We start from the raw sequence: 15,215 nt of genomic DNA on the forward strand, positions 1-15,215 counted from the left end.
AATATTGCCATCGCCCCCGCGAGCGCCAGAGGACAAATACCGCACCCGCCGATCCGGCCGTACGCTGGTGCCGCGCGGGGGAGGGGAGCGGGCATGAGGGGCGGTCGGGCGCGACTGGACCGGCGTAGCGTGCTGGCCGCGGTCGGCGGGCTGGCGGTCGCCGGGGTCGGCGTACCGCTCGGGCTGGCCGCCACCCGCGACCGCCCGCAGCCGGCGGCACGCGCGCGTCGGCCGATCAGCATGGCCATGCACCTGCACGCCTCGTTCAGCGAGGGCGTCGCCAGCTACGCCGCCCACCTCGACCAGGCCCGGCGCAACGCCGTCGACGTGCTCTGGTGGACCGACCACGACTTCCGGGTCGCCGCCCACGACCACCGCCGCGTCGTGCACTTCGACGGCCCGGAGGAACTGGAGGGCGGTCTGGCCTGGACCTGGCGCCCGACCACCGAGGGGCGGCTCAGCGACTCGGCCGCCGACTTCGTGGCCGCGCCGGACGCGCCCGACGGCCCCGGCCGCGCGCTGCGCCTCACCGCCGCCGGCGCCGGCACCCACTGGTACGCGGGCAAAGCCTGGAACTGGACGCACACCGGGAACATCTCCGACACCACGCTGCACCTCGACGTGCGACCCGAGGCGACCGGCCCGCACGTCACGCTCACCGTCGAGATCGCGTTGTCCCACCACCCGGCCGGACCCGACCGCCCCGCCGGCCAACTCGTGCTGCGCTACCGCCTCGGCGCGGCCGACACCGTCCGGCACACCGTCGACGGCCGGCACGGCACCGTCGACCTCCCCGCCCCGGCCGGCGCCTGGCGGCGGCACACGTTCGCACTGCTCGCCGACGTCCGGCGGCTCTGGCCCGACGTGGTGGCCGGCGACAACTCGCTGCGCGGGCTGCGCCTCGGCGTGACCGTGACCGGCGGCGCGCGGGGCGCGTACCTGGTCGACCGGCTGGTCTTCGACCGCGCCCGGCGGGCCGGGCAGGCCGGCGATGAGATGCGCGCCGAGGTGCTGCGCGGCTACGCCGGGGCGTACCCGGGCGTCACCCACCACCGGGCGTACGAGGTGTCGATGGTGCGGCACCTCAACTGGTTCGGCGGAGACGGCACCCTGCCGCCCTTCCCGTCCCCGCCGTACCGGGACAACGACGTCGACGCCACCGAACGGATGGTCGAGTTCCTGCACGCTCACGGCGGCGTGGTCTGCTGGAACCATCCGCTCGACGTCGAGCGGCGCGACGCGCTGGCCCGGCTGCTGGTCACCCGGCGCGCGCTCGGCGTCGACCTGATCGAGATCGGACGGACGCCTGTCGAGGACCACCTCTGGGCGTACGACGTGGCGGCCCGCAACGCCCTCCCGCTGACCGCGGTGGGGGTGACCGACGACCACGACGGCACCGACTGGCGGGCCGGCCGGGACCGGTACGTCACCTCCGTCTGGGCCGCCTCGACCGACCGCGACGACCTGCTCGCCGCGCTCCGCGCCGGGCAGGCGTACTTCGCCGACCTGGCCCGCTACCGGGGCGCGCTGGACCTGGAACTCGGTGGCCACAGTGCCATGGGCGCACAACCCGCCGTCACCGACGACACCGCCACCGTCCGGCTGCGCGCCACCGACCTGCCGGCCGGGGCCACCCTGGAGGTGGTCACCGGAGAGGTCGACATGGCCGGCGCCGCGGACCCGAACCCGGCGATCCGGACCGGACACGTGCCGTGGCGGCAGTTGCGCCAGGGCTGGCACGACCTGCCGGTGCGGGTGGGCGCCGGCGCTTACGTACGCACCCAGATCCGCGATCGTGACGGCAGCATCGTTGCCGCGAGCAACCCGCTGTGGCTGCTGCGCCAGGCCCCGCCCCGCGTGCGCCGCTTCTGACCAAACGGCGTGAATGGGATGTCACGGGTGTGGGTTACACCCGTGACATCCCGCGCCGCCTGGCCGATCAGCAGTGGCCGACGCTGGCCTGGTTGTACACGTAAGAGGAGTGGACGATCCACTGGTACCGGTAGGGCACCGCGCCGATCTGGAACCACCTGCTGCTCTTGTAGTTGCCGGTGGCTTCCACGCCGTCGAACCAGCAGGTCATCCCCACCGGCTGATTGTTGTTCAGGGTGAGCGTGGAACCAGGAACGCACCCCGAGGCGGCGTGGCAACCCGCGATGACGGCGGAGCCGTTGTTGTTGAAGACAAACGGGCCCGCCGCCGAGGCGGGCGTTGTCGTCAGCGTCAGCGCCACGACGGTGGAGACAAGACCGGCGCTCGCGCGCCACGAACCGCGTCTGAGGTGACCGCTGTTCATCAGATTGCGCCTTTCGATCGATGGAACAGGGTCACTTCCAGCTTGAGCACCACGGCACGAATGCCTGAATGGGCACCTGCGCGGCGCTGACCCAGCCCGTCTTCGAGCCGGCCGTCGTATCTGCGGTCACCTTGAACCAGCGGTTTGTGGATGGTTCACCCGCCCACTCGCCGTCGCGCCAACACCAGGTCCTGTCCCACTGGTTGCCCACGACCGAGCCCATGACGCCATTGGCGCCAGCCCCGTCGGGGCATTGGATCTGCCGTACTGATCCGCATACGCGTACGTTCGTGTGGTCGAGAACGTAGCTGACGTCCCCGGCGGCGGCTTCGGCCGGCCGCGCCCCCACCAGAGTGACGACGCTGGATCCGGTGATGGCAGTGAGGGTGGCGAGGGCGACAGCACAGGCACCACCCCGCTTCTTGCGTCTGGTCGTATCCATCGATTCCACCGTCCACCTTTCTCGTCGGGCACCGGCGTTGTCGCCGGCGCGCCTTCGACGGTAGGGGCGGACGGGAAGGTGCGACTCAGGACTTGCACCGCGTTTCGGTCGATGCAAGGCCCAAGCCGCCCGAACGGATCATCGTCACGTCCCTTGGCGAATGTGAACGGGCCGATTCAGCCACCACGCCGCCGCTCGACGCGCAACCTCGGGTAACCGGGCATCGGTGGCCAACTGTCTCAGCGTCCCTTGGCGCTCTCTGAGGCCGAGGGCGTAGATGATGGCTTCGAGTACGGACAGCCCTTCAGGCACACGATGCGCAAGCCGTTGAACGACGCCCTCGACCGCCGCGTCGGATGGTCCGTTGCCGATGTGGCCACCGGCGTGCGCGGCGGAGACTCGTACTGCGGTCGGAAGATCTTCCGCGATGATCAAACGATCGATCAACCCTTGTTGGCGATCGTCGCCGAGGATCCGCAGTGAGTCGAGCACTGTCTCGGTCTTGGCCGGTTCATGTCGGGCGCGGCCGTTGGCGATCTCATCTGCGAGAGCCCTGGCCAGTCCCGAGCGGTACGGGGTAGCCGCGAGCAGGAAGCGGGTGTACAGCCGTACGTCCAGCGAAGAATGGTGGAGTATGTCGTCCACCAAGAAGGGAAGGAACACATCAGCCCGGTCGATTCGGTGGAGCGTTGTCTCCGCCTCCGCTCTGTGTGCTATCCGCTCGGCCAGGTGACGCCGCCGATCTGACCGGTCCTCCTGGACGCGGCCGCTGCTCCGGCTGTGTCTCGGGAACTGATCGTGATGCCGGTCCCGGTCCGCCAGCAGCGCGCTGGCAAGTTGTCCGGCCAGGTACTCGCTGTCCCGATCCGGGAGCATCTCCCTCGTCAAGTGGGTCAGCTCAATGATCTGTCTGTCGTTGAAGTGGCCGGCGTTCGTCTTCCGCGTCGCGGCAAGCAGTGCCCCGATCCTGGCCCGGCGGTGGGTCGGAGCCCTCAGTTGGGCGAGTACGTGCCGCGACGCGTCCGGATGGGCGGTTGCTTCGAGGGCACAGACTGTCTCGATGAAAACCTGGTTGTCGCGGTCTCGGGCCAGGCTCACGCAACTGTCGATAGCCGCAGGGCCTCCCGTCGGGTGGACCAGCAGCCGAGTGAGAGCCTCATGCCGTTGCAGCCACCCGATGCCGCCCGAGCCGATCATTTCGGCAAGCAACCGGTCGCTCATCTCCGACCATGCTCTTGACGGAACCAGTCGGATCGTCGGTTCGGTGATCAGTGCGGCGGTGAGCTCATCCCATTCCGCGCCGCTGAGCGGTGTCGCACTCAGGGCCATGTCGAGCAGGTGATCGAGTCGTCCGGGAGGCTCCGCCGTTGCCCCGTCCCGACGCAGCGGAAGTTGTAGCGATGCGGCCGGAGCGGCGTACCGACGCAAGGTGTCCAGCGGTGCCACGAGAGTATTCGGTGCCAGGCACAGGAGTTCCTCATAGCGGCGGACAGCGGCGTGCGGCACTGGGGTGTGGCCGGATTCCCACCGGGACACCCGGCTCTCACTCACGCGCCCCCTCGTCCAGGAGCCACCATCGAAAGCTGCCACGAAGCGTGTGGCCGGATTGGCTTCCATCACCGGTGAGAGAACTCGATTCACCCGCAGCAGCCAACCAATCGTCTGGGCGATGCCAGTGCGGCGCAACAAACCAGTTGACACCCTCAGTGACGGAGTCATGGCCTGAGAGTAGTGATTCTCGGTTGTCCGCGACAACGCGTCGCGGTGCGCCGAGCATCCCGGCACCCGGAGTGAGGAGGCCCGGCACATTCTCGGCCAGGGTGCTGCTGGTGCGGCGACACGAGGAGACGCGGCGGACCGTGGCACTGGCCCGCACCGCCGACCGCGGGTTTGCGCCGGTCTGCTGCAGTGGCGGTGTGTCCGTTACCGACCATCCGCCGCCCGGCCCCGGGCCGAGGGGACACCACCGGTCCGGGATCGCCGTCCGGCGTGCGGAAGCGTCCGTTGCGCCGATGGACGGCAGCGTCGACGGGACCAGAATGACCAGCGAGGCGGCCACCGACATCCGCCCCGGGAGCGCTGTGGGGTTCGTGGCATGAGCGGCTGGCAGCTGTCCGGCTACACGCCGGTTCGTACGCTCGGCTCGGGGGCGTCGGGCAGTGTCGTGCTCGCCACCCACGACGTCACCGGCACCCCGGTTGCGATCAAGTACCTGGTCCGCGACCTCGGCGCCGACTCCTCCTTCCGCGCCGCCTTCCGGGACGAGGCCCGGCTGCTCGGTGAGGTCGACGACCCGCACGTCAGCCGGCTCTACGAGTATGTGGAGTCGTCGCACGGCGCGGCCATCGTGATGGAGTTGGTCGACGGCGTCTCGCTGCGGCAGATGCTGCGCGCGCACGGCCCGACCACACCCGAGGCGGCGTTGTGCGTGCTGAAGGGCTCGCTCGCCGGGCTCGCCGCCGCGCACGCCCACGGGGTGGTGCACCGCGACTACAAGCCGGAGAACGTGCTCGTCACCGGCGCCGGATCGAGCAAGCTCGCCGACTTCGGCATCGCCATGCCGATCGGCCAGGGCTCGGACACCACCGTCTCCGGCACGCCCCGCTACATGGCCCCGGAGCAGTGGACCGGCGCTCCCGCCAGCCCGGCCTGCGACATCTACGCCGCCACCGCCACGTTCTTCGAGTGCCTCACCGGGCAGCCCCCGTACCCGGGTCCGGGTCTGCTCTTCCTGCGCGACCAGCACGCCACCGCGCCGATCCCCACCGACCCGGCGCCCGCCGAGGTGCACGAGCTGCTGCGGCACGGCATGGCCAAACGCCCCGACGACCGGCCGCAACCGGCTCAGGTCTTCCTGGACCTGCTGGACCGGGTGGCCGGCGCCGGATACGGCCCGGAGTGGGAGGAGCGCGGGCTGCGCGAGCTGGCCCAACGGGCCGCCCTGCTCGCCGCGCTGTGGCCGTTTCCCGAACGGGCGGAGGGCGCGACCGCGCTGGCCAGCACCGCGCTCGGCACCACCGCCGTCCGGGGCGGCCTGTTCCGGCGGGGACGCAAGCGGGTAGTGCTGGCGGCCGGCGCCCTGGTCGCCGCCGTGCTGGTCGGCGGTGCCGGCTACAGCTACGCCTCCCGCGAGACCCCGGTCGCCGCCGATGCGCCCGGCGGCCCGACGCCGGCCGGTTCCGCCTCCACCGACCCGGCCACACCGGCCCCGACGGGTGCCGCGTCCCCGGCTGCCACCCCCACCCCGTCCGCTCTGCCCACCCCGCCGGCGACCACGCCGGACGCGACCTGGGCGCCGACCCGACCCCCGGTACGCACCAGCGCGCCGACTCCCACCCCGTCGCGCAGCAGCGCGCCGCCGCCCCCGCGGGACGTCACCGCGCCGGTCGTCGGCGGCGTCGGCGCCGACCCCGGCGAGCTCGAACCGAAGGGCTGCCCGTTCGGCGTCCAGAGCAGCACCGTCACCGCCACCGTCACCGACGACCGCGACTCTCCGGCCGCCCTGAGGGTCACGTTCCGCTACACCCTCCAGGGCGCCACCGGGACGGTCCGGATGGCCGCCGCCGGGCGCGGCGTGTTCACCGGCACGCTCGGTCCGCTGGCCGCACCGAAGCAGAGCAGTCGCATCCCGATCCAGGTCACCGCCGTCGACGCCGCCGGCAACACGGCCACGTCGGCGAAACCGGTGTACGTGACGCTCTACCACTACTGCACCCCCGGCTAGGAGTACGACGTGCCCGCTGCCCAGCACCGCAGCCCGGACCGGGGACGGCCGGCGTGACCCGGCCGGAGGAGCCCACCGAGGCCCTGCCCACCCATGCCCTGCCCACCGACCCGCCCCGGGACGAGCCCACCGTCCACCTCGTCCCGCCCCGGGACGAGCCCACCGTCCTCCTCGTCCCGCCCCGGCCCCCGGTCGACGCCGACGCCACCGCGCCCCTGACCGCCGGCCGCGCGTCGGAGCCGACCGTGCACCTCGCGCGCCCGACCGCCGGAGCCGCCACGACCGTGCACCTGACCGGCCCGGTCGGCGCGGAGCAGAACAAGCCGTCACGCGCCGGCGCTACGGAGCCGACAGCGCATCTGGGCCCACCGGGGCAGCCCGGCGGGCAGCCGACCGTCGCGTACCGGTCGACGGGCGCCGGACCGACCGTGCCGGGGGCGACCGTCGGGGCGTACCGGGAACCGACGGCGCGGGCGGTGAACGGCGGGTTCGGGCCCGCGCCCGGCGGTGAGCTGCGCTTCGGCCCGGGCGTGCCGGCGACGCCGCCGCCGGCCCCGGCCTGGCCGGTCGCGCCGCCGGCCCGCCCGCCGCGTCCGGTCTGGCGCCGGTTCGTCTCGGTGCTGTCCACAGTGCTCACCGCGGCGCTGCTGGTGGTGGTGGGGCTCTACCTGTGGCAGCGGCTGCGGCCGCTGGAGATCGAGCAGGTCTCGGTGGCGGTGCCCCGGCCGGCCGGGGTGGCCTGCGACGTGACCGTCGATGTGGTCGCCACGGTCCGCACGAACGGGCGGGCCGGGACCATCCGCTACCAGTGGTTCCGCTCGGACGCGCCGCCCGGCGCGCTGCTCTCCGAACGGGTCGGCAGCGGGCAGCGGACCACCATGCTCACCCTCAAGTGGACGTTCAGCGGGGTCGGCGCGACCACCGGGACGGCCACCGTCAACATCGTCGAACCGTCGCCGGTGCAGGCCGGCACGCGCGTCAGCTACCGCTGCCCCGGCGGTTGAGCGTTTCCCTGCGCGCCGCTCAGGGTAGGCCCACCCGGAACTACCCCTGACCCCGTGCGTGGAGGCCCTTAGATGAGAGACAACTTCAGCGACGCGGTGGGCGACGCGTTTCGTTCGGTAATGCTCTTCCTGCCCAAGGCGGTCGCGTTCGTCGCGATCCTGGTCGCCGGCTGGCTGATCGCCAAGGCGGTGCTGAAGCTGGTCGACAGGATCCTGGAGCGGTTGCACTTCGACCGGGCCGTGGAACGTGGCGGGATCAAGACCGCGCTGGCGCGCTCGAAGTACGACGCCAGCGACATCGTCGCCAAGCTCGCCTACTACGGGGTGCTGCTGGTGACGCTCCAGCTCGCGTTCGGCATCTGGGGGCCCAACCCGATCTCGGACCTGATCGCCGGCGTGGTCGCCTGGCTGCCCAAGGCGTTCGTCGCGATCGTCATCGTGGTGGTGGCCGCCGCCATCGCCCGCGCGGTGAAGGACATCATCTCCAGCGCCCTCGGCGGTCTCTCCTACGGCCGGGTGCTCGCAAACCTCGCCTCGGTGTTCATCCTCGGCCTCGGCGTCATCGCCGCGCTCAACCAGATCGGCGTCGCCACCGCGGTGACCACGCCGGTGCTGATCGCGGTGCTGGCCACCGTGGGCGGCATCCTGGTGGTGGGCGTCGGCGGCGGCCTGGTCCGGCCGATGCAGAGCCGCTGGGAGAGCTGGCTGAGCCGGGCCGAGGAGGAGTCCCGGGCCATCGCCACCCACGCCCGCGCCTACCAGGCCGGCCGGCGTGACCTGGAGACCCGGCTCGCCGCGGACCGCGAGGCCGAGCTGACGCAGCCGGTGACCCGGGACGCCGAGCCGACCCCGCAGGTGACGCGGGACGCCGAGGCGGACCGCACCCAGCCGGTTCCGGTGTACGCCGGCTCCGCCGAGCCGACCCAGCCGGTGCCGGCGCAGCAGGTGCCGGCGCAGACGACGCCGACGCAGGTCGGTGGCGACCCGGCGGTGGCGGCCGCTGGCGAGACCACCCAGGTCATCCCGTCGCTCGCCGACTCCGAGCGCACCCAGCCGACTCAAAGCACCCAGCCGGCTCCGGGCGCTCAGCCGGCCGCCGGCACCGCGCCGGCCACGCCGCGTCAGTCGACGGCCCAGCCGGCCGCGGAGAGCGAGACGACGATGGTCATCCCGCAGGCGGACGCGGAGAAGTTCCGCCGCTGAGCCGACGGCGCACGAACCACCGGGGCGGGATCCAATCGGGTCCCGCCCCAAGTGATCAAAAAGAATGCGTCATCGAAAGACTCGGCCCCGACGCAAGTCCTTGATCGCGCGAGACGTCGCCCGACGGCCAGCCGCAGCCGGAGGGAGGGCGTCGATCATGGAGTTGGCGGCCGCGGGGAGCGCTCTCGCAGCGGCCAACTCCATGATCAGCAGGATCCCCGACGGCGTCGGCCCGCCTGACCGAGCCTGCCGTCAAGAGCGCGGTCCGGTTAGGATCGTCGGTATGACCTGGCGATGGTGACGCCCACCTGAACGACGAGCCCGCGGGCCGCCGCGGACACCCTGCACTCCGACCGGTGTCCGCTCCGACCCGTGGGAAGGCCCATGCTCGTCGCTCCTGCCCGCGTGCCCGCGACCCGCCGACTGGCGGCGACCCTCTACGGCTACGCGTTCCTCACCGACCTCGTCCTGCTCTACCCGCTCTACGTGCTGCTGTTCGCCGACACCGGGCTGTCGGTCGGGCAGATCTCCTCGCTGTTCGTCCTCTGGTCGGCCGCCGGCATCCTGCTGGAGGTGCCCTCGGGGGCGTGGGCCGACGCGCTGTCCCGGCGACTGCTGCTCCGCCTCGCGCCGCTGCTCACGGCCGCCGGCTTCGCGCTCTGGGTGCTGCTGCCGTCCTACCCCGCGTTCGCCGTCGGGTTCCTGCTCTGGGGCGCCGGCGGCGCGTTGCGCTCCGGCGCGCTGGAGGCGCTCGTCTACACCGAGCTGGACCACCTCGGCGCGGCCGACAGGTACGCCCGGCTGATCGGCCGCACCCGCACCGCCGAGGTGCTCGGCGCGGTCGGCTCGGGGCTGCTCGCCGGGCCGGTGTTCGCGTTCGGTGGCTACCTCGCGGTCGGCGCCGCGAGCGTGCTGACCTGCCTGCTCGCCGCCGCCGTCGCGGCCCGCCTCCCGGAACGCCGGCCCACCGCCACGCCCGCGCCGGTGCCCGCCGCCACCGGGCCGGCGCCGGACGGGGCCGTGCCGGCTCTCGTTCGGCCCGCCTCTGGCGAGGCCGTGCCGGACGTCAGGCCCCCGTCTGGTGAGGCCGTGCCGGCCGGCGGGTCGGCCGCGCCGCCGCCGTCCGGCGGCGCCACGGGGGAGCAGCCGCCCGGCGAGCCCGGCTGGCGGGACCGCGTGCGCGGCGGACTGGCCGAGGTACGCGCCCACCGCGCCGTCCGGGCCGCCGTGCTGCTGGTCGCCGCCGTGGCCACGATCTGGGGTGGGCTCGACGAGTACACCGGGCTGCTGGCCCGCGACACCGGTGTCGCTGAGACGACCGTGCCACTGCTGCTCCTGCTGCTGTGGGGCGGGATGACCGCGGGTGGACTGCTCGCCCCGCTGGGCGAGCGGCTTTCCGACCGGGGGCACGCCGGCCTGCTGGTCCTCGCGGCGACGGCGACGGCGGCCGGCGCGCTGCTGCGCCATCCCGCCGGGTTCCTGCTGCTGGCGGTCGCGTTCGCCGCGTTCCAACTCGCCACCGTGCTCGCCGACGTGCGGTTGCAGGCCCGGATCAGCGGCGACGCCCGGGCCACGGTCACGTCGCTGGCCGGGATGGCCACGGACCTGACCACGGTGGCTTTCTACGGCGCGTACGGGCTGCTCGCCGGCGCGGTCGGCAACCCGGTCGCGTTCGCGGTGGCCGTGCTGCCGTACCTGCTGGTGGCGCTCTGGCTGTGCCCCGATCGGGCGGTGAATCAGGGGAAGAAGTAACCAGAAGCGAGCATGCCACTACGGTGGGTCCGGTGACCCTGCAAGCACAGCGCACCCTGCGCGACGAGGACCTGACCGGGCTGGCGGAGCTGGCAGCCCAGTTGCGGGTGGACGTGATCCGGTGCAGCACCATGGCCGGATCCGGGCACCCCACCTCGAGCCTGTCCGCCGCCGACCTGCTCGCCGTGCTCGTCGCCCGGCACCTACGCTACGACTGGTCCTACCCGGGCAACCCCGGCAACGATCACCTGATCTTCTCCAAGGGCCACGCCTCGCCGCTGCTCTACGCGGTGTTCCGGGCCGTCGGCGCGATCAGCGAGCAGGAACTGCTGGAGACGTACCGCCGCGCCGACTCGCGCCTGCAGGGCCACCCCACCCCGGTCCTGCCCTGGGTGGACGTCGCCACCGGCTCGCTCGGGCAGGGCCTGCCGGTCGGGGTGGGGGTGGCGATCGCCGCCCAGTACCTGGACCGGTCGCGCGCCCACGTCTGGGTGCTCTGCGGTGACAGCGAGATGGCCGAGGGCTCGATCTGGGAGGCGCTGGACAAGGCCGGCCACTACGGACTGCGCCACCTCACCGCGATCGTCGACGTCAACCGCTTCGGCCAGCGCGGACCGACCGAGCTGGAATGGGACCTGGACACCTACCGGCGGCGGGTCGAGGCGTTCGGCTGTCGGGCGATCGTCGTCGCCGGGCACGACCTCGGCGCGATCGACGAGGCGTACGGGCAGGCCCGCGACGGCGCCGGGCCGACCGTGGTGCTGGCCCGCACGGTCAAGGGCAAGGGCGTGCCCGAGGTCGAGAACGACCCGTCCTGGCACGGCAAGCCGCTCGACCCCGAGCTGGCCGACCGGGCGGTACGGGCGCTCGGCGGGCCACGGCGGATCCGGGTCGCCGCGCCGAGACCGCACGCCGCGCCGCGCGCCACCCCCGCCGAACACGGCCAGCCGGACCTGCCCCGGTACGAGCGCGGCGCGAAGGTCGCCACCCGGGACGCGTACGGGGACGCGCTGCGCGCCCTCGGCGCCGCCCGACCCGACGTGGTCGCCCTCGACGGCGAGGTCGGCGACTCCACCCGGGCCGACCGCTTCGCCGCCGCGTACCCGGACCGGTTCTTCCAGATGTACATCGCCGAGCAGCAGCTCGTCGCCGCCGCCGTGGGCCTGGCGGTCCGGGGCCGGCGGCCGTTCGCGGCGACGTTCGCCGCGTTCTGGTCCCGGGCCTACGACTTCATCCGGATGGCCGGCGTCTCCCGCGCCGACATCGCCCTGGTCGGCTCGCACGCCGGGGTGGAGATCGGCCCGGACGGCCCGTCGCAGATGGGGCTGGAGGACATCGCCGCGGTACGCGCCGTGCCCGGCTCCACGGTGCTCTGCCCGGCCGACGCGGTCTCCTGCGCGGCGCTCGTCGCCCAGATGCCCGACCGTTCGGGCGTGGCCTACCTGCGCACCACCCGCGGCGCGTACCCGGTGCTCTACGACAACGGCGAGGAGTTCCCGATCGGCGGCAGCCGGGTGGTGCGCGACGGCGGCGACGTGGTGCTGCTCGGCACCGGCGTCACCGTGCACGTCTGCCTGGCCGCCGCCGACGAGCTGACCCGGGAGGGCATCGACGCCCGGGTCGTCGACCTCTACTCGATCAAGCCGGTCGACCGGGAGCGCCTGCTGGCGGCGGTCCGGGACACCGGCGGCCGGCTCGTGGTGGTCGAGGACCACTACCCCGAGGGCGGCCTCGGCTCGGCCGTGCTGGAGGCGCTGGCCGACCTGGCCGAACCGGTGCGCGTGCGGCACCTGGCGGTACGCGGGCTGCCCGGCTCCGGCACCCCCACCCAGCAACTCGACCGCGCCGGCATCGGCGTGCACGCCGTCGTCGCCGCGGCGCGCACCCTCGCCTGAGGTGCAAGGCGGGGGCCCCGCTTAACGCATTCGGTATAGGCGGGGCCCCCGCTTAACACCACTGCTCACTCCAGCAGCGCGTCGAGGTAGACCCAGCGGCCGTCCTCCCGGGCGAAGCGGCTGTGCTCGGCCAGCACGCCGGGCCGACCGCCCTCGCGGTAGTGCGCCCGGAAGCGGACCGTGCCGGTGCTGTCGAACAGGCCGCCCTGCCCGGTCTCCAGCACCTCCAGCCGGATCCACCGGGTACCCCGGTCCAGCTCAAGGCGCTCCGGCCGGGTCCGCGAGTGCCAGCTCCGCAGCAGGTAGCCGGCGTCGCCGAGCGCGAACGCGCTGAACCGGGAACGCATCAACGCCGCCGCGGTCGCCGCCGTCGCCGTGCCTTGGTGCACCGGGGCGCAGCAGTCCTCGTACGGTCGCGCCGAGCCGCAGGGGCAGGCCGTTGTCCGCTTCGCCATGCCGCGATTCTCGCCTCCCGCCCGGAAGGCGTTAAGAAGGGGCCCCGCCTATACCGAATGCGTTAAGAAGGGCCCCCGCCTTACACCCCAGCGGGGCAGCGGGGCTCGGCGGGGCGCACTAGTCTTCGAGGATCATGAGCGGCAGCCCGACCCGGCGCGACCTGGACCCGGAGGCGGTGCGCCACTACGTCGCCGCCTCGCTGGGGCCGGCCGTCGACGTGGCCGACTGCGGCCCGCTGACCGGCGGCGGGTTCGCCGCGGTGTGGTGGGTTCGCCTCGCCGACGGGCGTGACGTGGTGCTCAAGGTCGGTCCGCCGCCGCACGTGCCGCTGCTGCGTTACGAGCGCGACATGATCGGGGCAGAGGCGCGCTACCTGCGGCTGGTGGCCGTCCGCGCGCCCACCGTCCCGTCGCCGGCGCTGCTGCACCACGGCCGGCACGGCGAGCTGGGCGACTGGCTGCTCACCGAGCGGCTGCCCGGTCGTACCCTGTGGGACCTGACCCTCGCCGGGGCGGACGTCGCGGCGTTGCGGGCCGAGTTCGGCCTGGCGCTGGCCGCGCTGCACGCCGTCACCGGCGACCGGTACGGCTACGACGGTGGGCGCGCCGCCGCGTCCACCTGGCGGGAGGCGTACACCGCGATGGTGGACGACCTGCTCGCCGACACGGCGGACTGGGCGGTGCCGTTGCCCGCGCCGGCGTCCCGGATCCGGGAGTTGGTCGCCCGGCACGCCGCCGTCCTCGATCGGGTACGCCGCCCGGCGCTGCTGCACTTCGACGGCTGGGCCGGCAACGTGCTTGCCGTCGAGGGGCCGGACGGCACGCCACGGCTCAGCGGCCTGGTCGACGGCGAGCGGTACCTGTGGGGTGACCCGCTGCTCGATCTGGTCTCGCCGCTGCTGTTCCGCCGGGCGGAGGACGAGCCGGACGACCCGCTGCTGCGGGCGTACCGGACGGTGGCGCCGTTTCCGTGGGACGCCGGGGTGCGGCGGCGGCTCGGCCTCTACCGGCTGTATCTCTATCTGCTGATGACCGTGGAGATGCCCAGCCGCGCGATCACCGCGGAGACGGACCCGGGTCGGGTGGCGCTGCAGGCCGAGTTGCTCGACGCCGAGCTGGCCGACCTCGCCGGCTGAGAAGCGTCCGGGCCGGCCGCTCACGGGACGGCATCGGAGTAGGACCGGCCGGCGCGGGGTGATCGCGGGCGTCGCCGGGAGCAGCGTCAGCGGGTGGCGGTGGCGAAGACCACGATGTTGTCGGGATAGCTGCCGGTACGCGGGTTGAACCGCCCGCCGCAGGTGATCAGGCGCAGCCGGGCCGCCGCGCCGCCGCCGTACACCCGCTCGGTGGGGAAACGGTCCTTCGGGTACGTCCCGACGCCGTCCACGGTGAACGCCGCGGTCCGGCCGTCGGCGCGGACCACCCGGACGGTGTCGCCGGGGCGCAGCCGGCCGAGGTCGAAGAAGACCGCCGGGCCGCGCTGCGTGTCGACGTGCCCGACCAGCACCGCGTTGCCGGCCTGGCCGGGCGCGGGGCCGGGGCGGTACCAGCCGGCCACCTCGGGGCGCTCCAGCGGCGGCACCTCAAGCGCGCCGTCGTCGGTGGCGACCGGCACGATCTCGGCGTCCACGCCGATGCGGGGAATGACGACCCGGGCGGGCGTCGAACGGGGGAGCGTCGGGCCGTCGGCGCCGGGGCGTTCGGTGGCCGGCGCGGCGGAGGACCCGGGTTGCGGCGGCGACGCCGAGGTGCTGCCGAGACCGGCCGAGACCAGCCCGGCGCCGGCGGCGCCGGCGAGGGTGACGGCGGTGACCACGGCGGCCGTGCGGGCCCGCGACGGCCCGCCCCGGCGCCGGTGGGACGAGGACACGGATCCGGCTCCCTCCGACGTGGACGCGGGGGCCCGCGCCGGGTGGACCGGCGCGGGCGACCCGCTCGGCGTGCCGTTCAGGCGGTGGCGCCCGCGCGCCGCCGGCGGCGGATCAGGACGTACGCTCCGCCGCCGAGCGCGCCGGCGGCCAGCGCGCCGCCCGCGACCAGCACGCCGGTGTCGCCGTCCCGGCCGCCGGTGCCGGCCTGCGCGCCGCCGATCGGGGTGACGGTGAACGTTGCGCTGCCGCCGTCGCTGCCGTCGCCGCAGGTCGCGGCCACCGTGTACGTGCCGAGCGTGAACCCGGCGGTGAAGAGTTCGGCGCTCAGGCCGCCGCCGGCGGCGGCCGTGGTGGACCTGACGTTCTGGTCGCGGTCCGGCCCGGTGACCCGGAAGATCGCGTCACCGGCCTTCGGGTTGCACGTGGTGGTGAGCACGACCGTGCCGCCGACCGGCGTGGTGGCCGGTGAGACCCTGGTGTCCGCCAGCGCGGCGGCCGGCAGCAGCAGTGCGCCGAGGCCCACGCCGACCGCCGCCGTGCCGAGAATTGACTGTGCCTTCATCCGCGTCTTCC

12 protein-coding genes and 1 pseudogene are annotated in these 15,215 nt (G+C 73.8%); 7 read left to right on the forward strand and 6 right to left on the reverse strand.

From position 1 onward, the window contains the following. The first annotated feature begins 93 nt into the window (after window positions 1-93). Window positions 94-1,872, forward strand: a complete 1,779-nt coding sequence (locus O7602_RS13170) for a hypothetical protein (RefSeq protein WP_281589193.1) — start codon at window positions 94-96, stop codon at window positions 1,870-1,872. 67 nt (window positions 1,873-1,939) lie between these two features. On the opposite strand, the gene O7602_RS13175 is transcribed toward O7602_RS13170, so the two are convergent. From O7602_RS13175 to O7602_RS13185, 3 genes are all read right to left on the reverse strand, one after another. After that, window positions 1,940-2,296 (reverse strand): hypothetical protein, encoded by a 357-nt coding sequence (locus O7602_RS13175; protein ID WP_281589195.1) that lies wholly within the window; start codon window positions 2,294-2,296, stop codon window positions 1,940-1,942. A gap of 31 nt (window positions 2,297-2,327) precedes the next feature. Then, window positions 2,328-2,747 carry a hypothetical protein gene (locus O7602_RS13180; protein ID WP_281589197.1) on the reverse strand — a complete coding sequence of 140 codons (420 nt, stop codon included), beginning with the start codon at window positions 2,745-2,747 and terminating at the stop codon, window positions 2,328-2,330. A 135-nt stretch (window positions 2,748-2,882) separates the two neighbouring features. Beyond that, window positions 2,883-4,457, reverse strand: a complete 1,575-nt coding sequence (locus O7602_RS13185) for a hypothetical protein (protein WP_281589199.1) — start codon at window positions 4,455-4,457, stop codon at window positions 2,883-2,885. A gap of 376 nt (window positions 4,458-4,833) precedes the next feature. On the opposite strand from O7602_RS13185, the gene O7602_RS13190 reads away from it, so the two are divergent. From O7602_RS13190 to O7602_RS13210, 5 genes and pseudogenes are all read left to right on the forward strand, one after another. Then, window positions 4,834-6,462: a protein kinase gene (locus tag O7602_RS13190; protein ID WP_281589201.1), complete on the forward strand. Its 1,629-nt coding sequence runs from the start codon at window positions 4,834-4,836 to the stop codon at window positions 6,460-6,462. Window positions 6,463-6,515: 53 nt separating this feature from the next. Then, window positions 6,516-7,466, forward strand: a complete 951-nt coding sequence (locus tag O7602_RS13195; RefSeq protein ID WP_281589202.1) for a hypothetical protein — start codon at window positions 6,516-6,518, stop codon at window positions 7,464-7,466. 72 nt (window positions 7,467-7,538) lie between these two features. Then, window positions 7,539-8,261: pseudogene (locus O7602_RS13200) on the forward strand (hypothetical protein); the annotation flags it as partial. Between the two features lie 792 nt (window positions 8,262-9,053). After that, the gene (locus tag O7602_RS13205; RefSeq protein WP_281589204.1) at window positions 9,054-10,421 is read left to right on the forward strand and encodes an MFS transporter; all 1,368 of its coding nucleotides are present in this window, start codon (window positions 9,054-9,056) and stop codon (window positions 10,419-10,421) included. Between the two features lie 32 nt (window positions 10,422-10,453). Then, window positions 10,454-12,316, forward strand: a complete 1,863-nt coding sequence (locus O7602_RS13210) for a transketolase (RefSeq protein WP_281589206.1) — start codon at window positions 10,454-10,456, stop codon at window positions 12,314-12,316. Between the two features lie 65 nt (window positions 12,317-12,381). Here O7602_RS13210 and O7602_RS13215 read toward each other — a convergent pair whose 3' ends face one another. Further along, on the reverse strand, window positions 12,382-12,771 hold the full coding sequence (locus O7602_RS13215; RefSeq protein ID WP_281589208.1) for a YchJ family metal-binding protein: 390 nt from the start codon (window positions 12,769-12,771) through the stop codon (window positions 12,382-12,384). 134 nt (window positions 12,772-12,905) lie between these two features. Between O7602_RS13215 and O7602_RS13220 the strand changes: the two genes are divergently transcribed. Next, on the forward strand, window positions 12,906-13,907 hold the full coding sequence (locus tag O7602_RS13220) for an aminoglycoside phosphotransferase family protein (protein WP_281589210.1): 1,002 nt from the start codon (window positions 12,906-12,908) through the stop codon (window positions 13,905-13,907). Window positions 13,908-13,993: 86 nt separating this feature from the next. Here O7602_RS13220 and O7602_RS13225 read toward each other — a convergent pair whose 3' ends face one another. Both O7602_RS13225 and O7602_RS13230 read right to left on the reverse strand, forming a co-directional pair. Further along, complete coding sequence (locus tag O7602_RS13225; protein ID WP_281589212.1) at window positions 13,994-14,641, reverse strand: class F sortase; 648 nt, start codon at window positions 14,639-14,641, stop codon at window positions 13,994-13,996. Window positions 14,642-14,718: 77 nt separating this feature from the next. Beyond that, on the reverse strand, window positions 14,719-15,204 hold the full coding sequence (locus O7602_RS13230) for a hypothetical protein (protein ID WP_281589214.1): 486 nt from the start codon (window positions 15,202-15,204) through the stop codon (window positions 14,719-14,721). Window positions 15,205-15,215 lie beyond the last annotated feature (11 nt).

Origin of the sequence: Micromonospora sp. WMMD1128, from assembly GCF_027497235.1 — a bacterium.
Lineage (GTDB): Bacteria > Actinomycetota > Actinomycetes > Mycobacteriales > Micromonosporaceae > Micromonospora.